This is a genomic window from Gluconobacter sp. P5H9_a (assembly GCF_018812085.1).
GTDB lineage: Bacteria > Pseudomonadota > Alphaproteobacteria > Acetobacterales > Acetobacteraceae > Gluconobacter.
Genome location: NZ_JACRVW010000007.1, coordinates 55,563 through 73,406 on the forward strand (window position 1 = coordinate 55,563; position 17,844 = coordinate 73,406).

The 17,844-nt window shown below is 56.2% G+C and carries 14 protein-coding genes; 8 read left to right on the plus strand and 6 right to left on the minus strand.

Annotated elements, in window-relative coordinates; translation table 11 throughout:
• The first annotated feature begins 34 nt into the window (after positions 1 to 34).
• Positions 35 to 2,701 (plus strand): valine--tRNA ligase, encoded by a 2,667-nt coding sequence (locus KP708_RS09165; protein ID WP_215750901.1) that lies wholly within the window; start codon positions 35 to 37, stop codon positions 2,699 to 2,701.
• A complete protein-coding gene (locus KP708_RS09170; RefSeq protein ID WP_252347500.1) occupies positions 2,658 to 3,572 on the plus strand; it encodes a hypothetical protein in 915 nt (304 codons plus the stop codon). The genes KP708_RS09165 and KP708_RS09170 overlap by 44 nt, the downstream gene beginning before the upstream one ends.
• Here KP708_RS09170 and ilvD read toward each other — a convergent pair.
• Positions 3,550 to 5,406 carry a dihydroxy-acid dehydratase gene (ilvD, locus tag KP708_RS09175; RefSeq protein ID WP_202207413.1) on the minus strand — a complete coding sequence of 619 codons (1,857 nt, stop codon included), beginning with the start codon at positions 5,404 to 5,406 and terminating at the stop codon, positions 3,550 to 3,552. The two genes, KP708_RS09170 and ilvD, sit on opposite strands and share 23 nt — an antisense overlap.
• 153 nt (positions 5,407 to 5,559) lie before the next feature.
• On the opposite strand from ilvD, the gene KP708_RS09180 reads away from it, so the two are divergent.
• Complete coding sequence (locus KP708_RS09180) at positions 5,560 to 7,491, plus strand: CocE/NonD family hydrolase (RefSeq protein WP_215750900.1); 1,932 nt, start codon at positions 5,560 to 5,562, stop codon at positions 7,489 to 7,491.
• 50 nt (positions 7,492 to 7,541) lie between these two features.
• A complete protein-coding gene (gene msrA / locus KP708_RS09185) occupies positions 7,542 to 8,084 on the plus strand; it encodes a peptide-methionine (S)-S-oxide reductase MsrA (RefSeq protein WP_046901514.1) in 543 nt (180 codons plus the stop codon).
• 37 nt (positions 8,085 to 8,121) lie between these two features.
• Here the strand turns inward: msrA and KP708_RS09190 are convergent, their stop codons facing one another.
• The 5 genes from KP708_RS09190 to KP708_RS09210 all read right to left on the minus strand — a co-directional run bounded on the left by KP708_RS09190 (position 8,122) and on the right by KP708_RS09210 (position 13,630).
• Positions 8,122 to 9,435: an AAA-associated domain-containing protein gene (locus tag KP708_RS09190; RefSeq protein ID WP_099212431.1), complete on the minus strand. Its 1,314-nt coding sequence runs from the start codon at positions 9,433 to 9,435 to the stop codon at positions 8,122 to 8,124.
• Entirely contained in the window at positions 9,432 to 11,078 is a 1,647-nt protein-coding gene (locus KP708_RS09195; protein ID WP_215750899.1) for an ABC transporter permease subunit, read from the minus strand. Before KP708_RS09195 ends, KP708_RS09190 begins: the two co-directional genes overlap by 4 nt.
• A 90-nt stretch (positions 11,079 to 11,168) precedes the next feature.
• Entirely contained in the window at positions 11,169 to 11,624 is a 456-nt protein-coding gene (dut, locus tag KP708_RS09200) for a dUTP diphosphatase (RefSeq protein WP_215750898.1), read from the minus strand.
• A gap of 23 nt (positions 11,625 to 11,647) precedes the next feature.
• Positions 11,648 to 12,838: a bifunctional phosphopantothenoylcysteine decarboxylase/phosphopantothenate--cysteine ligase CoaBC gene (coaBC, locus tag KP708_RS09205; RefSeq protein WP_215750897.1), complete on the minus strand. Its 1,191-nt coding sequence runs from the start codon at positions 12,836 to 12,838 to the stop codon at positions 11,648 to 11,650.
• Between the two features lie 3 nt (positions 12,839 to 12,841).
• A complete protein-coding gene (locus tag KP708_RS09210; protein WP_064273224.1) occupies positions 12,842 to 13,630 on the minus strand; it encodes a class I SAM-dependent methyltransferase in 789 nt (262 codons plus the stop codon).
• Positions 13,631 to 13,660: 30 nt separating this feature from the next.
• Between KP708_RS09210 and mutM the strand changes: the two genes are divergently transcribed.
• From mutM to dnaN, 4 genes are all read left to right on the plus strand, one after another.
• The gene (mutM, locus tag KP708_RS09215; protein ID WP_215750896.1) at positions 13,661 to 14,494 is read left to right on the plus strand and encodes a bifunctional DNA-formamidopyrimidine glycosylase/DNA-(apurinic or apyrimidinic site) lyase; all 834 of its coding nucleotides are present in this window, start codon (positions 13,661 to 13,663) and stop codon (positions 14,492 to 14,494) included.
• 124 nt (positions 14,495 to 14,618) lie between these two features.
• Positions 14,619 to 14,888: a 30S ribosomal protein S20 gene (rpsT, locus tag KP708_RS09220; RefSeq protein ID WP_046901507.1), complete on the plus strand. Its 270-nt coding sequence runs from the start codon at positions 14,619 to 14,621 to the stop codon at positions 14,886 to 14,888.
• A 314-nt stretch (positions 14,889 to 15,202) separates the two neighbouring features.
• Positions 15,203 to 16,618 (plus strand): chromosomal replication initiator protein DnaA, encoded by a 1,416-nt coding sequence (gene dnaA / locus KP708_RS09225; protein WP_215750895.1) that lies wholly within the window; start codon positions 15,203 to 15,205, stop codon positions 16,616 to 16,618.
• A gap of 96 nt (positions 16,619 to 16,714) precedes the next feature.
• A complete protein-coding gene (gene dnaN / locus KP708_RS09230; protein WP_215750894.1) occupies positions 16,715 to 17,839 on the plus strand; it encodes a DNA polymerase III subunit beta in 1,125 nt (374 codons plus the stop codon).
• Positions 17,840 to 17,844 lie beyond the last annotated feature (5 nt).

The window sequence follows — 17,844 nt, forward strand, 5'->3', positions numbered from 1 at the left end:
TACCAACATTTGCCGCTGAACTTTCTGGATTATCATGCTCGAAAAAAGTTTTGTTCCCGCTGATCATGAAACGTCTCTCTACGAAAGCTGGGAGAAAAACGGGGCTTTCCGTGCCGACCCGAGTGCACCGGGAACGCCATTTTCGATCATGTTTCCGCCACCAAATGTCACGGGCACACTGCACCTCGGTCATGCCCTGACATTTACCCTGCAGGACATTCTGATCCGCTGGAAGCGTCAGGAGGGCTGCAATGTCTTGTGGCAGCCAGGAACTGACCATGCTGGCATCGCTACGCAAATGGTTGTCGAACGCTCGCTCGATAAAGAAGGCGTCAGCAGAACCGCTTTAGGTCGTGAAGGCTTTCTTGAGCGGGTGTGGGAGTGGAAAGAGCAGTCCGGCGGGGAGATCGTCCAGCAGCTTCGCAAACTTGGTGCTTCGGCAGACTGGGACCGCGAACGCTTCACCATGGACGACGGGCTTTCACGCGCCGTCCGCAAGGTTTTTGTGCAGTTGCACCAGGAAGGGATCATTTATCGTGATCGGCGCCTGGTAAACTGGGATCCAAACTTCCGTTCCGCGATTTCCGACCTTGAGGTTGAGAACCGCGAGACCAAGGGATCCATGTGGTACATCCGTTATCCGCTCGAGGACGGGCGCACGATAACGGTTGCAACCACGCGCCCTGAAACGATGCTGGCAGACGTTGCGGTTGCCGTTCACCCTGAAGATGAACGCTACGCCGACATGGTGGGCAAGTTCGTTACGCTCCCGCTAACGGGTCGCCGTATTCCTGTTGTGGCAGATCTCTATTCCGACCCTGAAAAGGGAACCGGCGCCGTAAAAATTACGCCGGCTCACGACTTCAATGACTTTGAAGTGGGCAAAAGACACAATCTGTCTGCGCCCACGATGCTGGATGAAACAGCCCATATCTGGCTCGATGAAATCCGCACCGAACTGGCAGATGTTGACGGCTTGTCGTCCGTAGCGTTTGTGGAATCGCTCGCAGGCCTAAGCCGGGAAGAGGGACGCAAGCGCATTGTTGCTGAACTCGAGCGTCTTGAGTGGCTTGAAAAAATCGAACCACATAAGCTTCAGGTCCCTTATGCCGAACGCGGTGGAGCTATTGTTGAGCCGCGCCTGACATTGCAGTGGTATTGCGATGCGAAAAAGCTTTCCGGGCCAGCCGTAGAGGCGGTGGAAAGTGGTAAAATCGTTTTTGAGCCAAGGCAGTGGCAGAACACGTTTTTCGCGTGGATGCGAGACATTCAGCCATGGTGCATCAGCCGCCAGCTCTGGTGGGGGCATCGTATTCCGGCCTGGTATGGGCCGGATGGCAGTGTTTATGTCGCTAATACAGAAGCTGAGGCCCAGGCCCAGGCCGGTGATGGCGTTCCACTGACGCAGGACGAAGATGTTCTCGACACGTGGTTCAGTTCCGGCCTCTGGCCCTTCACAACACTCGGCTGGCCGGACAAAACGCCTGAACTCGCTCACTATTACCCAACAAGCGTTCTCGTTACTGGCTTTGACATCATCTTCTTCTGGGTCGCCCGGATGATGATGATGGGCCTGCATTTCATGGACGACGTGCCCTTCCGAACGGTCCTGATCCACGGCCTTGTCAGGGACGAAAAAGGGCAGAAAATGTCCAAGTCCAAAGGTAATGGACTGGACCCTCTGGATCTGATTGCAGAGTTTGGTGCTGATGCAACCCGTCTGGCAATCTGTGCGGGCACAGGCCCGGGACGCGACATCAAACTGGGTCGCAAACGTGTAGAAGAACACCGTGCATTCGTCACCAAACTCTGGAATGCATCCCGCTTCCTCGAGATGAATGGTGCACGGCCGGTCGCGAACTTTGACCCAACGACTGTGCAGAGCAGCTTGGGGCGCTGGATCCTTTCAGAAGCGAACACTGCAATTGCGGACGCGCAACAGGCTCTCTCGAACTATCGGTTCGATGAGTACGCTAACTGTTGTTATCGCTTCGTCTGGAGTTGCTTCTGTGACTGGTTCGTAGAGTTCTCCAAGCCCGTCTTCGCGGCAGAAAATGATGAGACAATCGAACTCCGCGCGGTTAGCGCGCATGTTTTAGGCCTGATTCTGCGCCTCATGCAGCCTGTGACACCATTTGTAACAGCCACTCTCTGGAAAGAACTGGGTTACTCGGGGGACTTCACTTCGATCCGCTGGCCTGAAAAGATGCCTGTCCAGAACGCAGAGGAAGCCCGTGCAGAACTGGATTGGGTTGTACGCCTGATCAGCGAAGTTCGTACGCTGCGCTCTGAGATGAACATCCCCCCGGCACAGAAAGCACCGCTGATTTTCCGCGATGTTTCGCCCGAAAATCTCACTCGTGCAAAGACATGGGCTGAAGCCATTGGCCGCATGGCGCGTGTCTCTGAAGTCGATATTTTCCAGGGCGAGATACCGAAGAATGCCGCTCAGATCGTGCTTGATGAAGCGACAATCTTTATCCCGCTGGAGGGCCTGATTGATCTCGATGCAGAACGGGGACGCCTTGCAAAAGAGATCAGCAAGAACGAAAGTGAAATCATCAAGGTCCGCCGCAAATTGGACAACGCTGATTTTGTTGCACGTGCAAAGCCGGAAGTGGTTGAAGAAAACCATCAGCGTCTTGAGACCTTCGAGCATGATCTCGAACGCCTCAAGGCAGCCCTTGCGCGGCTTGGCTAAGCCTCCCAAGCTTTTCCTGATTGCTCTGGCAATGGTGGTCTCACAGATCCCCATCGCCAGAGCCACAGAACTTCCTGTCGGATCGAGCACCCAGAAAGCCATTCTGTATGGGCGATCTCTGGACATAGACACGTTCCGACCAGCCGATTGCCGTCTACGGGTCATCCTGTTCGTAATGGCCGCCAAAGACCGTGATAACGAGGCATATCGCGATCAAAGTATTCCGCTTGCACGCGCAGTCTGCGGAGTTGTCTTTGCGCCGTCTTTTCCTCTGAAGCAGTTTCCTACCTGGCAATATCAGCGCGGTGGTTTTCCTGTACGCCAAGGCGAACTGCCCGCAGCGACCCTGATCAAGCCCATGGAACAATGGGCATGGGACGAAACCCAGCAGCCCAATCTTCCCATCATTCTGATTGGACATTCAGCCGGCGCACAGTTTCTGGACCGTGTGGCGGCATATGCTCCGGCAAATGAAGTCGAGATCATCCTCATGAATCCGGCAACATATGTAGAGCCGGAAGCTGAGAGCCCGGTCCCTTATGGGTTCAATGGCTGGCCGGAGAATACTCAACAGCAATCCATCAAGCGTTATCTGGCTGAGCACCTCACCATTTTGCTTGGCTCGGATGATGTGGAAACGACGCTTGAGGCTGGTCGTATTGCACAGGCCATGGGGCAGGGACGCAACCGTCTGGAGAGAGGGCAATGGGCCTACGCCCAAGCCAGAGAAGAAGCCTACCGGCTTGATGTCCCGTTTAACTGGGACATCGATATCGTACCCAACACAGGGCATGACGGTCCAAAAATGCTGGCCTCTCCCGAATTGAGAGAGGCCGTAGAGCGGGTTATCAGCCGCGTGTCTTCACGATGATCTGAGAAAGATCACGAACAGCACCGTTGGCAGCACTTGTTGTCATCGCCGCATAAGCCTGCAAGGCACGAGATACAACGCGCGTACGGTTCGGCTTCCAAGCATTTTCGCCACGCCCATTCATAGCCTCGCGACGGCTAGAGATTTCGGCATCTGAGATATCAAGGCGCATCGTGCGGTTTGGAATGTCGATCACAATGCGATCACCATCTTCTACCAGGCCGATCACGCCGCCTTCCGCAGCCTCCGGCGAGACATGCCCAATGGAGAGGCCTGAGCTACCACCCGAGAAACGGCCATCCGTCACCAGAGCGCAGACTTCAGCCAACCCTTTGGATTTCAGATAGCTGGTCGGGTACAGCATTTCCTGCATCCCTGGACCACCGCGCGGCCCCTCGTAGCGGATAACAACGACATCGCCAGCAACGATCTTGTTCCCAAGAACAGCGGCAACAGCATCGTCCTGACTTTCAAACACGCGGGCCGTACCTGTGAAGGTCAGAATGTCTTTGGCTACGCTGGCCGTTTTGACAATCGCGCCGTCTTCCGCGAGGTTGCCGTACAGAACGGCCAGCCCACCATCCTGCGAGAAGGCATGAGCACGGCTTCGCAGGACGCCATTCTCACGATCCGTATCCAGTTCATGATACTGGCTGGACTGTGAGAAGGCATGCACGGTGCGCACTCCACCAGGAGCGGCCTTGAACATTTTAACCGCTTCTTCGCCGCCATTCATGATGTCCCACTTCTGAAGGGCATCGGCCAATGTGGAAGCATGAACGGTTGGAAGAGATGTTTGCAGCAGGCCTGCGCGATCGAGTTCGCCCAGAATGGCTGGAACACCACCTGCACGATGCACGTCTTCCATGTGAACGTCTGCTTTGGCAGGCGCGACTTTGCAAAGATGCGGCACCTTGCGGGACAGACGATCAATGTCTGCCATGTGGAAATCCACTTCACCTTCGCGGGCAGCGGCCAGCAGATGCAGTACGGTGTTCGTCGATCCACCCATGGCAATATCCAGCGCCATGGCATTCTCAAACGCACTCCGGGTTGCGATGCTCCGCGGCAGAACGGAGGCATCGTCCTGCTCATACCAGCGACGTGCCAGCTCAACTGAGAGACGACCAGCCCTCAGGAACAGATCGCGACGGTCAGCGTGGGTTGCCAGCAGAGACCCGTTACCAGGCAGCGCAAGACCCAGCGCTTCCACAAGGCAATTCATGGAATTGGCCGTAAACATACCAGAGCATGAGCCACAGGTCGGGCAAGCTGAGCGCTCGATCTGCTCAGATTCACTGTCCGTCACGTTCGGGTTCGCCGCAGCAACCATTGAATCTACAAGGTCCAGCTTACGCTCAACACCTGGCCCATTGAGCTTGCCCGCTTCCATGGGGCCACCAGACACGAACACAACAGGAATGTTCAGTCGCAGGGAGGCCATCAGCATACCCGGCGTGATCTTGTCGCAGTTGCTGATGCAGACAATGGCATCAGCACAGTGCGCGTTCACCATATACTCAACGGAGTCAGCAATCAGCTCTCGTGAGGGCAGGGAATACAGCATTCCGCCGTGTCCCATTGCGATGCCATCATCCACAGCGATCGTGTTGAATTCTTTAGCGACGCCGCCGGCTTCTTCAATGGCAGATGCCACGAGAGAGCCCATGTCTTTCAGATGCACATGCCCAGGAACAAACTGGGTAAAAGAGTTGGCAATCGCGATAATAGGCTTTCCGAAGTCACCGTCCTTCATCCCCGTTGCGCGCCAAAGCGCACGCGCGCCAGCCATGTTGCGGCCATGGGTCGTAGTGCGGGAACGATAGGCAGGCATCAGAACAGAACTTTCATAACAGAAGGAGCCATGCTCCATAGCGAATCAAACAAAAAAAGACCAGCGCAGGAAAGATATGAAAAGCATTCTCTCCCGCTCTTGCTAGATGGGAACACACAAGGCCAAAATCCATCCAAAGATCAGGAGCCTTTTGTGAAACGTTATCTTCTCAGCCTTGGAACGGCTCTTTCCATTGCCTGTATCCCTGCCGCACTGGCTGCCCCGGCATCTGCTGGACCCGCCGTAACGCCAGACATGATCCAGACCGGAAACGACATTCCAGCTCATGCCGCCCTGCCAACTGATCAGCAGGACTACATCAAGCGTGACATCATGATTCCCATGCGGGACGGAGTGAAGCTCCATACCGTGATTGTCATTCCCAAGGGAGCAAAAAACGCACCAATCCTGCTCACGCGCACACCATATCATGCCAGTGAGCGCCTGAACCGAATTCCCAACGCGCCAACCATGCGTGAAATTTGCCCTCAGGGCGATGGGGTCTTCGTCGAGGAAGGATATATCCGCGTTTTCCAGGATATTCGTGGAAAGTACGGGTCCCAGGGCGATTACATCATGACCCGTCCGCCGATCGGGGCCCTCAATCCAACCAAGACAGACGATACCACCGATGCGTGGGACACGATCGACTGGCTCGTGAAAAACCTTCCGGAAAGCAACGGTCGCGTTGGCATGACTGGCTCTTCGTATGAAGGCTGGACCGTTGTGATGGCATTGCTGGACCCACATCCAGCCCTCAAAGTGGCCGCTCCGGAAAGCCCTATGGTAGATGGCTGGATGGGTGATGACTGGTTCCACTACGGTGCGTTCCGTCAGCCTGGCCTCGACTATTTTACCATGCAGATGAGCGAAGCCGGCGAGGGGCCGACAATTCCTCGCGCAGATGCCGACGATTACACCAATTTCCTGCAGGCTGGCTCAACGGGGGCATTTGCAACCAAAGCAGGGCTGAACCAGTATCCGTGGTGGAACCGCCTGAAAGCACACCCATCCTATGATGCGTTTTGGCAGGAACAGGCGCTTGACCAGATCCTGGTCCGCAAGCCTCTAAAGGTCCCGACAATCTGGGAACAGGGCCTGTGGGATCAGGAAGACATGTGGGGGGCGATCCATTCCTGGATGAACCTCAAGGCTCACCACACACAGGTCCCAAATGTTCTCGTCATGGGACCATGGCGCCATAGTGGCGTCAATTATGACGGATCGACGCTGGGTCCACTGCACTTTGAAGGTGACACGGCCCTTTGGTACCGCTCCAACGTCATGCGTCCATTCTTCGATCATTATCTGAAGGATGGCGCTGACCCGCATCTTGATGAAGCGATTATCTACAACACGGGCGAAAATCACTGGGATCATTTCCGCAACTGGCTCGCAGAGTGTGACACGACCTGCATGATGCGTGGAGAGCGTCTGTATCTTCAGCCTGACCACGGCCTATCATTCAAGCGGACGCTGCCTGGAACGGATGCTTATATCTCTGATCCCGCGCATCCTGTTCCTTTCATGCCGCGCCCCTACAACGCAGGGGATTCACGATGGAAAGCATGGCTTGTTACGGACCAGCGCTTTGCCGAGAGCCGCCCGGACGTTTTGACTTACGAAACTCCCGTTCTGGACGCGCCCGTGCGCGTGTCAGGCGTCCCGACCGCCGATATTTTTGCTTCCACGACCGGCACGGACGCCGATTGGGTTGTAAAAATTATCGACGTGCAGCCTGGCGTTACGCCGGATCGTCCGGAAATGGGCGGGTATGAGCTTCCAGTTTCGATGGACATCTTCCGTGGACGCTATCGCAATGACTTTGCGCACCCATCGGCCATACCCGCAGGACAGATTCAGGAATACAAGTTCACGCTGCCGGCAGTGAACCATGTTTTCCAGAAGGGCCATCGGATTCAAATCCAGATCCAGTCCAGCTGGTTCCCGCTTTATGACCGCAATCCGCAAAGCTTCGTTCAGAATATCTTCGACGCGAAAGCATCGGACTATCACTCTGCAACCCAGACCATTCATCGCGGCGGCAATGCTGCAAGCGCAATCTGGTTACCAGTGGTGAAATAAGGAAGAGGCCTCCCCATATGGGGAGGCTATCGTCTCAGGAGACTCAGTTTATGAGTGCACACTCTTCCATTCTTCTTGGTGCAGGCTGTTTCTGGTGCGTGGAAGCCGTCTATACCGGCTTGCGCGGCATTATCTCGGCAGACCCGGGCTATGCAGGCGGTCATGTCGATAATCCGTCCTACGAAGCTGTTTGTACCGGGAACACCGGACATGCAGAGGTCGTGAAGGTCGTGTTTGATCCAGCGGAAATTTCTCTGGCAGATGTCCTGCGGGTCTTTTTCACGACCCATGACCCCACGCAGCTCAATCGGCAGGGCAATGATGTCGGGACGCAGTATCGCTCTGTTATTTTCGGAGATGCCGACCAACAGCGTGTTGCACAGGAGGTAAAAGCCGAGATCACCGCAGAGCAGATCTGGCCCGCACCGATTGTCACGTCTATTGAAGGTCCGGCGCATTTCTGGCGCGCCGAAGAAAAGCACCTCGACTATTTCGCCCGCAATCCGGAAACGGCCTATTGTGCGGCTGTTGTAGCCCCCAAGGTTGCCAAGGCGCGCAAGCTATACCGGGACCGTCTCAAGACACCGGCCTGAAGGGTTTTCTGCTTCTGCTGAAGGGCAGAAGCAGATCCTATTCTTCCGTTTCCAGATGGAAGCGGTCTGACTCTTCATCATAATCAAACAGTTCAGCATACCGTGCCCAGCCGATAGCTGTTGTCAGTGTCTGCTGGGCATAATCGGGAGACATGTTCTCCTCGAGAGCTTTGCGGAAGCGATTGGCATCCACCACATGGTTCGGCCGCTCATCCAACGTGCTTCGAATGACGCGAAGGAGCGGCAGATAATGCAGGAGCGCCGTGCGCATAATATCCCTGCGGGCATCGGCGTCTCCCTCGACGAATGATCGCCCATCATCCGTGAGAAGAATGTCTCCGTCTTCCAGTTCTGCAAGATCAAGCAGTTGCAGGGATTCTCCCAGCGGCAGAAGATCATCGAGCGTCATCTGCAAACGCTGACCAAGTTCCGGCAGATCAGCGCGTCCTGATAGAGGCTCTCCACTCAGAACTTCCATAAGGCCAACCAGCACTTCAATCTGAAGGTCTGGCAATACAATGGACAGAGGCGGCAACGCGGCAGCTGACACCCCAACCGTAGTATCGACTTCCGAGACGATCGGCGCACGTCGTGTCATGAGAGTGTAGATCTGGTCCACGAAGCTCCGGAAATCAGCGCCCTCCCGATTTCGCGGATGAGGAAATGGAACGGAAATTTCGTGCGTCACTCGCCCTGGGCTGGACGAGAAAATCAGGATCCGGTCACACATCAGCACGGCTTCTTCAATTCCATGCGTCGCGAGTATCATCGCATTGAGCGACGAGAGGCGTTTCTCGGCCCAGAGTTCAATCAGGTCCGTTCTTAGATTTTCCGCACTCAGAACGTCGAGGGCCGAAAACGGCTCATCCAGCATGAGAAGAGAGGGTTGAAGCGCCAGTGCCCGTGCAAACGAAGCACGTTGGCTGAGGGCTTCAGATAACTCCTTGGGATAGGCGTTTTCGTATCCCTCAAGTCCCATGACTTCAATCGCGGCACTGGCACGCGTTTCCCGCTCAGAACGGGATAAGCGCTGCGCTTCAAGCCCCAGCAACACATTCTGTCGAAGGGTCAGCCACGGAAACATCGCGCCCGACTGAAAAACTGTCGCCACCTTTTCCAGTGGGCCAGCTACAGGCTTGCCCTCCCAATAAACCTTTCCTTCAACAGGAGGCGTTTGTCCGGACATGATCCGCAAGAGAGAAGACTTGCCAGAACCGGACCGGCCAAGAAGCCCAAGGATTTCACCAGGACGCACATCGAAACTGACCTGATCAAGCACCACAAGATCAGCATTGCTGTCCTTCTGGTAAATCTGGCGGCAGTCCTGAAGGCTAAGCAGGGAATAGATCATCGGATTGCATATTTCTGTGCGGCGTAAACCGCGAGGGGCTGAAGAACAAGACGATCAAGCAGCATGGAAAGAAGCGTAAGAAGCATAAGAATAACGATCTGTGCGCCGATTTGCCCCTGAAGCATATCGGCCAGCAGCGTCGCACCCAGTCCGCTATCAGAAGGCACAAACGCCTCAGCCACCATCACGGCATCCCAGATCGGAACAGCAGCCAAAAGCAGGCCTCCACACAGATCAGGTGCAATGGCTGGTAAGATAAGGCGCTTCCACAGCAGAACGCCTTTAAGCCGCAGTCCGCGCGCAACCTGCCTGAAGGGCGCCGGAATAGCCTGTATGGCGTCAAGTACCGTCCCACCCGTGAGCCAATGGGCACCGAGGAACAGAAGAACAGCGGTGGGAACGACATCCAGCCCACGGAAGGCAGGATAAAGAAGAACGGCCGGGAAAAGCGACCCTGCCAGAATAATCATTCTGCTGACCCGGAAAATACCAGCTCCAGCGTCAAAGAAAAACAGCGCCAGCGGTAACCAGAGCACAATGCAGAGGATAAGAGCCCCGCAAACATGCAGAAGCGTCAGAACACTCTCAAGCACATCATAAGGCAAACGCGCCGCCAGATGGCTCTGCGCAACGGCGAAACCCAGAAAGAGCAGGGAGGCCGCAGGAATAAGCCAGCCAGGCACCGGCAGGGATTTCGGGGAGGAGGGTTGAACGTAGCGCATCGTCCGGCCGATCCGGCAGTTACCGATCCCGCTAATGAGCGTGTGCAAACTCACGCTAACACCGTTCAGAAGACCTGTTTCTCTCCAGAACTGAAGCATCCAGGAGTGGGTACGTTTTTTCTGTGGCTGAGGACCATCCAGCCTGTACCGCTGCGCCCATCCGGTCATAGGCCTGATCAGACACTGGTCCATGATCACGATCAAAAGAACCGCGCAGACGCCAGCCTCCAGAAACCAGCTCAGATGATGGGTTTCAAGCGCGACCAGCGCCTGCGCCCCGCACCCTCCGACGTCACGCCGCATCAGAAGGGTCATAAGACCCTCCACACACAGCAGGCGAAACCATAACCCCGGAATGGCCTGCACAGCACGGAACGTCACCAGAGGGATGGCAACCGGAACCTGCAACCGCCAGAAGTGCTGCCAGCCAGTCATACGTAAGCCGGTGGCGACTTCTTCAAGCTCGGCTGGAAGCGTGTCCTGAGCATCGAGAAGAGCCGTCAGAACACGCCAGATCATATTGAAGGCCGCTGCCGCTACAATCACGACAAGGGGAGGTAAAAATAGAAGTAAGAGCCCCGTCAGGCCAAGCCCCGGAACAGCGCGTGCAACAGAGAGTGCAGGCACCAGAATACTGCGAAACCGTGGAAACTGTCGCGCCGTACCTGCCAGCACGAGCGACACCACAACGACTGTCGTCAGAGCCAGCACCGCGTGGAAGACAGTCCAGGCGACTTCCTGCCAGATCGAGAATGCCGGCTTGAGTGGCAAGGGCAGGGCACCCGGAACCCAGGCTGCGCTCTTCAGCAGGAAAAGACACAGACCCGTCATGGCAAACAGAATTGATAACTCTACGCCACTCATACGCTGTCGCCAGCGATGCATGACGCGAATGGGCATGGCCAGCGGGCTGCCCGTCATGATGACTGTCGTCCTCCCGGTTTCATGATGACCAAGAGTAAGGAAGGTTCTTCCGGAGGCTCAAGTGTTTTCTGCATGTCCCAAAGCGTCTCAGTGGCCTGTGCTGCCAAAACCGCGTGCACCGCGATCCGTTTCATCGAGAGAAGAAACTTCCTGCCACTTCAAACGGGAAACCGGTGCCAAAACCCCCTGAGCAATGCGGGTGCCACGCTCTACCGTGAAGGGCTCACTCCCGGCATTCATGACAATAATGCCAATTTCCCCGCGATAATCTTCATCGATCGTGCCCGGAGAATTCGGGAGGGTAATGCCGTGCTTCAGGGCCAGACCAGACCGAGGGCGGATCTGAAGTTCGTAGGCAGAGGGCAGGGCAATGCATAGCCCTGTGGGAACGAGCGCACGGCCACCCGGTGCGATAACAATGGGTTCTGCAATTGCTGCAACAAAGTCGAAACCAGCGGCACCAGAGGTGGCGTAAGCTGGCAGAGGCAGCCCCTCGGAATGAGGAAGGCGCATAATCCGTACATCAATAAGATCGGTCATCATGAGGCCTTTCTTATCTTGGATTTTCAGGGGATTGAAGAGACGAAGACGTCAGAAATCCGCTGTACCAGTTTCCCGGCAACCTGAGACTTGTCCATTTCAGGCCAGGTTTCGATGCCCGTCTCAGTGATCAGGCTGACCAAATTTCTGTCTGCTCCAAAGACGCCGCGACGCACATCGTTGGCCACCAGCCAGTCACACCCCTTGCGCTGACGCTTGGCCACAGCATTCTCGAGCACGTCATCAGTCTCAGCGGCGAAGCCGACGATCAGTTTCGGCCGATTTGCCAATCGACAGAGAGTTGCAAGGATATCCGGGTTTTCAACCAGTTCGAGAACAGGCGGCCCCTCACTGGTCTTCTTGATTTTACCCTGAGCCGCTGCCTTTGCGCGCCAGTCACTGACCGCAGCGGTGCAAACGGCAATTTCGGCAGGAAGTGCGGCTTCACACGCCCCTAACATCTCACGTGCCGTCTGAACCTTTACGCAGACAACACCTGACGGGACAGGCAGAGTAACCGGACCACTGACAAGTGTTACTTTTGCGCCTCGCGCCGCAAGAGCGGCGGCAATCGCATAGCCCTGCTTGCCAGAAGAGTGATTGGAGAGAAACCGGACAGGATCCAGAGGTTCAACTGTTGGCCCCGCAGTAACGAGAGCATGCCTGCCAGCCAAAGAATGATCTGACGCCAGCGCCTCTAGGATTGCGTCCCGAATGACGTCAGGTTGGCTCAGACGCCCCGGACCAAACTCCCCACACGCCATACTGCCTTCATCGGGGCCTACGACCCGCACGCCACGCTCTTTCAGAAGGGCGAGGTTGGCCTGTGTCGCGGGATGCTCCCACATGCGCACATTCATGGCAGGCGCCAGCAGTATAGGCGTCGTGGTGGCTAAAAGGAGCGTTGTGGCCAGATCATCGGCCATGCCATGCGCCATACGGGCCATGAGATTGGCTGTAGCCGGGCAGACCACGACAAGATCTGCGCTGCGTGACAGAGCGATATGGCCAATCTCGCTCTCCTGCGTGGGAGCAAAGAGCGCATCATGCACCCGCTCCCCCGACAGAGCTTCAAGACTAAGAGGTGTAATGAATGCTTTTGCCGCATCCGTCATAACCGGTGTCACGGAGACATTGTCTGCCTTCAACAGACGCACCAGCTCCAGCGCCCGATAAGCAGCAATTCCTCCGCCAACAATCAGCAGAACGCGGCGCATCAATTACAGACGCCAACCGGAGTGAATGGCAGCAATACCGCCAGACAGGTTGCGATACTGAACACGCTCCAGACCTGCATTCCGCATCATCTGAGCAAGTGTTTCCTGGTCCGGGAACATACGGATGCTCTCGGCAAGATACTGGTAGCTCTCAGCGTCCTTGGCGATCAACTGTCCCATCTTTGGGAGAACCTTGAAAGACCACGTATCATAGACAGGCGAAAGAGCCGCAATTTCGACACGAGAGAATTCAAGACAGAAGAAGCGTCCACCGGGCTTCAGAACACGACGCGCTTCACGAAGCACTGCATCCTTGTCGGTGCAGTTCCGCAGACCAAAAGCGATGGTCACGCGATCAACAGAACAGTCGGGCAGGGGAATCGCTTCGGCGTCGACGACACACACTTCAATCTGGCCGATCAGACCAGCCTTGATTGCGCGATCACGCCCAACGGACAACATCGCCGAGTTAATGTCAGAGAGAATGGCCGGGCCACCGCCTGCACGAAGCCAGCCGAATGTGATGTCACCTGTACCGCCAGCCAGATCCAGCAGCTTCATGTTCGGACGGGCACCGAGCATGCCCACGAAAATCCGCTTCCAGACGCGATGGATCCCCAGCGACATGACATCATTCATGATGTCATATTTGCCAGCGACGCTCTCGAACACCTCCCTGACCATGGTCTTCTTCTGGTTCCGCGGGACATTGCGGTAACCAAAATCCGTGGTGTCTCCGGTCTGCTCGGAAGACGGGAAGGGCGGGACGTTATGTTCAGCGCTATCGGTCATGGGGCAATCGATATATCTTTGTGACCAGTCATGCCAGAGCTTCCAGAAGTCGAAACCGTCATGCGTGGGTTCCAGGATGCCTTTCAGGGGCAGAGGATCCGTCGCGTTACTGTCAACCGCCCTGACCTGAGGTGGCCATTTCCCTTGGATCTCCGGGAAAGGCTTGAAGGGCAGACCGTGCTCTCCTTTCATCGTCGCGCCAAGTATATCCTGATGCGCGTCGAGAACGGATGGAGCATGATGCTGCACCTGGGAATGTCCGGCAGACTGCTCCTTGGGCAGTCAGGCATGAATACGACTCCGCCAAAACATGAGCACCTTGTCCTGCAAACGGAAAACGGGGCACGCGCTGGCCTTGTTGACCCACGCAGGTTCGGCATGGTGGATGTGGTTCCCACACATCAGGAAGACGCACATCGCCTTCTGAGCGGCCTGGGAATCGAGCCCTTATCCGCGAATATGACTGGCGCGTATCTTCATACGGTCATGCAGGGTCGCCGCACGCCGATCAAAACAGCGCTTCTGGACCAGAAGCTGATTGTGGGCCTTGGCAATATCTATGTGTGTGAGGCGCTGTTCCGGAGCCATATCCATCCCGCACGCGCTGCCGCAACGCTGACAGAGGCAGAAGCCGACAGTCTTGCAAATGCCATTCGAACTGTTCTGGAAGAGGCCATCGCGTCAGGAGGCTCCTCTTTAAGAGACTATGTTCAGGCTGACGGGACGAAAGGGGGATTTCAGGATCTCCACCTTGTTTATGGGCGGGAAGGCAAGGCATGCCGCCAGTGTGGGGCAGGCTCCACCATTTCACGCATCACCCAGGCGGGGCGCTCGACATTTTTCTGTGCAAACTGCCAGAAATAGTGGCCTCCGCCCCTTTGGGGGCAGTGTGTATAAAATGTGTAAAACGCTTGACGCCGCCGCTCATGACGGGTAGAGGGCGCCAATCATTTTCCGCGACAAGACCGCTAACTGAACCGAAAGATCCATGGCAAATACAGCTTCTGCCCGTAAGCGCATCCGTCAAAACGAACGTCGCCGCGAGCGCAACGTCGCCCGCATGTCCCGTATGCGTACCTTCATCAAGAAGGTCGAACAGGCCATCCAGTCCGGCGACAAGACGGCTGCTGCCGAAGCATACAAGGTTGCACAACCTGAAATGCAGCGCGCTGCCGGTAAGGGTGTCGTTGCAAAGAACACGATCAGCCGCAAGCTGTCCCGTCTTTCTGCCCGCATCAAGTCTCTCGCCACGGCCTGAGACCCTTTGCAGGGTTTGAACTGAAGAACGCGCTCTCTCACGGGAGCGCGTTCTTTTTTGACTATATGGCAACACCCCTCTGCAGCACTTCTGAACCTTTCGTGTTCCAGCTTGCTTCGGTCTGACCAGAAGCCTATCCTGTCAGATCAAGTCAGTGCCAGAGGCTCTGTTTTCTCCGGGAAGCGTCAGCTTTTTCTGAAGCGCCATGCAGCTTGTGTGGTCACTTCCCGTTGAGGACGTATTCACCCTGCGCGCAGGGAATCAAGACAGACGCCCCGCAATTCCCGGGGCCGAAATGAAAGGGGGTACCATAGGTGGAAAACGCTCAGTATCTGGACGCCAGCGCCTCCGCCCCCAGCTCGTCGAGCCCGCTGGAAACTTCCTGGCACAGGGTTCGCGAGAAGCTGAAGGGCGAGGTCGGTGAAGTCGAATACCGCACCTGGCTTCGTCAGATCGTTCTTGGCCCGCTGGAGGATGGTGAACTCATCCTTTATCTGCCGACGCGCTTTCTGAGAGACTGGGTTCGCAGCCAATACGAAGAGCGCCTCCAGACCCTGTGGCGCACCGAGCGGCAGGACGTGCAGGGCATTGAACTGCAGGTCAAGCGTGGCCTACCTGAAGTCCTTCCATCAGTTGAGACGGACGGTGACAGCGTCATCGAGGAAGTGACAGCGCAGGTCGCAACCAGTCATGAGGTTCGCAGCGATCTTGCTGTTCCGCTGGACCCACGCTTTTCTTTCGATACGTTCATCGTCGGCAAGCCAAATGAGTTTGCCTATGCCTGTGCACGTCGTGTGGCCGAAAAACCATCCAGCCCCGGTTTTAATCCACTCTTCCTGTATGGTGGCGTCGGCCTCGGCAAAACGCATCTTATGCATGCCATTGGGTCTGAACTGACGAAGACGGGCAATGTCTCGGTTGCCTATATGTCAGCTGAGAAGTTCATGTACCGCTTCATCGCGGCGATCCGCTCGCAGTCCACCATGGAGTTCAAGGAACAGCTTCGTTCCGTGGACGTGCTGATGATCGACGATCTTCAGTTCCTGATCGGCAAGGACAATACGCAGGAAGAGTTCTTCCATACGTTCAATGCCCTTGTTGATGCCGGACGTCAGATCATCGTCAGCGCCGATAAAAGCCCATCCGATCTGTCGGGGCTTGAAGACCGCCTGAGAACGCGGCTCGGCTGCGGCATGGTCGCAGATATTCATGCCACCACGTTTGAATTGCGTATTTCCATTCTGGAAGCCAAGGCGAAAGCCTCAGGCACGCATGTTCCGTCAAAGGTGCTTGAGTATCTTGCCCACAAGATCACATCGAACGTTCGTGAACTTGAAGGCGCACTGAATCGCCTTGTCGCACACGCCGATCTGGTTGGGCGCCCTGTCACACTGGATACGACGCAGGATGTCCTCAAGGACATGCTGAAAGCGCATGACCGTCGCGTCACAATCGAGGAAATCCAGCGCAAGGTTGCCGAGCACTGGAATATCCGCCTGACAGACATGTCCTCCGCGCGCCGTGCACGTGCTGTTGCTCGCCCACGGCAGGTGGCAATGTTCCTCGCAAAACAGCTGACAAGCCGCTCTCTTCCCGAGATCGGACGCAAGTTTGGCAATCGTGATCACACAACCGTCATGCATGCTGTCAATCGCGTTGGTGAACTGATGGAGCAGGATCCGTCCTTTGCAGAAGACGTCGAACTTCTGCGCCGGATGCTCGAAGGCTAAGGAAGACGACAAGTCGCCTTCGGTGCCTTTCACCGGAGGCGGCTGTCTGCTAAGAAACGGCAAAACTTAAAGATTGCCGACCCAGGGAAAAAAACGATGAAATTCAAGGTTGACCGCACCCTGCTGCAACGGGCCCTGGCGCATATTCATGGCGTTGCAGAAAAGCGGAACACCATTCCCATTCTGGCGAATGTTCTCTTGTCCTATGAAGGCGATGTGCTTCGCCTCACGGCCACGGATATGGAAATTGCGGTCGTCGAAGACGTTCCGGCAGCAGGTGAACGCCTAGGTTCCACCACAGTCCCCGCAGCCGTGCTTTTCGAAATTGTACGCAAGCTGCCAGACGGCGTGGAAATCGAGTTCGATCATCCGGAGAGCGATGCGCCCCTCGCACTGCGTGCGGGCCGTTACGCGACGAGCCTCAACGTTCTTCCAGTTGATGACTTCCCGGCCATGGTTGCTGGCGATCTCCCGCACCGCTTCCGCATTCCTGCAGGAACGCTACGTGGCCTGATCGACCGGACGAAATTTGCGATTTCCAACGAAGAAACGCGTTACTACCTGAACGGCATCTATCTGCACGTTACGGAAAGCGGCACCATCCCGATGCTCCGCGCCGTCGCAACGGATGGACATCGCCTTGCGCGCGTCGAGACCGAGCTTCCGGAAGGCGCACGTGGCATGCCGGGCGTTATTATCCCGCGCAAGACCGTTGCTGAACTTCGCAAGCTGCTGGACGAAGGCGCTGCGGATCTGGAGGTTTCCCTTTCGGATACGCGTATTCAGTTTCAGGCTGGCCCTGTCCTGCTGACGTCCAAGCTGATTGACGGCACGTTCCCGGAATATGAGCGCGTGATCCCTAAGGGCAATGACCGCATCCTGCGCATCACGAAGAAGGATTTCGCAGCTGCAGTAGGTCGCGTCGCTGCCATCAGCCAGGAGCGCTCCCGCCCAGTCAAGCTCTCTGTCACGCACAACATGCTGACATTGTCGGCCATCAGCCCCGATCAGGGCGTGGCACAGGAAGAGTTGGACGACAGCACGGTCACGTATGACGCGCCTCCGATCGAGATTGGCTTTCAGGCACGGTACCTGACGGATATTACGGATCAGATCGATGTTGAAGTGGAGTTTGCTTTTGCCGACAGCTCAGCTCCGACACTGGTCCGTGACACAGCATCACCTTCTGCATTGTATGTTCTGATGCCGATGCGGGTCTGATCGGT

Bases quoted from the DNA above. Each gene is read 5' to 3' on its own strand.
- KP708_RS09165 (WP_215750901.1), top strand. From the start codon at position 35: ATGCTCGAAAAAAGTTTTGTTCCCGCTGATCATGAAACGTCTCTCTAC.
- KP708_RS09170 (WP_252347500.1), top strand. From the start codon at position 2,658: ATGATCTCGAACGCCTCAAGGCAGCCCTTGCGCGGCTTGGCTAAGCCT.
- ilvD (WP_202207413.1), bottom strand. From the start codon at position 5,406: ATGCCTGCCTATCGTTCCCGCACTACGACCCATGGCCGCAACATGGCT.
- msrA (WP_046901514.1), top strand. From the start codon at position 7,542: ATGAGTGCACACTCTTCCATTCTTCTTGGTGCAGGCTGTTTCTGGTGC.
- KP708_RS09190 (WP_099212431.1), bottom strand. From the start codon at position 9,435: ATGATCTATTCCCTGCTTAGCCTTCAGGACTGCCGCCAGATTTACCAG.
- KP708_RS09195 (WP_215750899.1), bottom strand. From the start codon at position 11,078: ATGACGGGCAGCCCGCTGGCCATGCCCATTCGCGTCATGCATCGCTGG.
- dut (WP_215750898.1), bottom strand. From the start codon at position 11,624: ATGATGACCGATCTTATTGATGTACGGATTATGCGCCTTCCTCATTCC.
- coaBC (WP_215750897.1), bottom strand. From the start codon at position 12,838: ATGCGCCGCGTTCTGCTGATTGTTGGCGGAGGAATTGCTGCTTATCGG.
- KP708_RS09210 (WP_064273224.1), bottom strand. From the start codon at position 13,630: ATGACCGATAGCGCTGAACATAACGTCCCGCCCTTCCCGTCTTCCGAG.
- mutM (WP_215750896.1), top strand. From the start codon at position 13,661: ATGCCAGAGCTTCCAGAAGTCGAAACCGTCATGCGTGGGTTCCAGGAT.
- rpsT (WP_046901507.1), top strand. From the start codon at position 14,619: ATGGCAAATACAGCTTCTGCCCGTAAGCGCATCCGTCAAAACGAACGT.
- dnaN (WP_215750894.1), top strand. From the start codon at position 16,715: ATGAAATTCAAGGTTGACCGCACCCTGCTGCAACGGGCCCTGGCGCAT.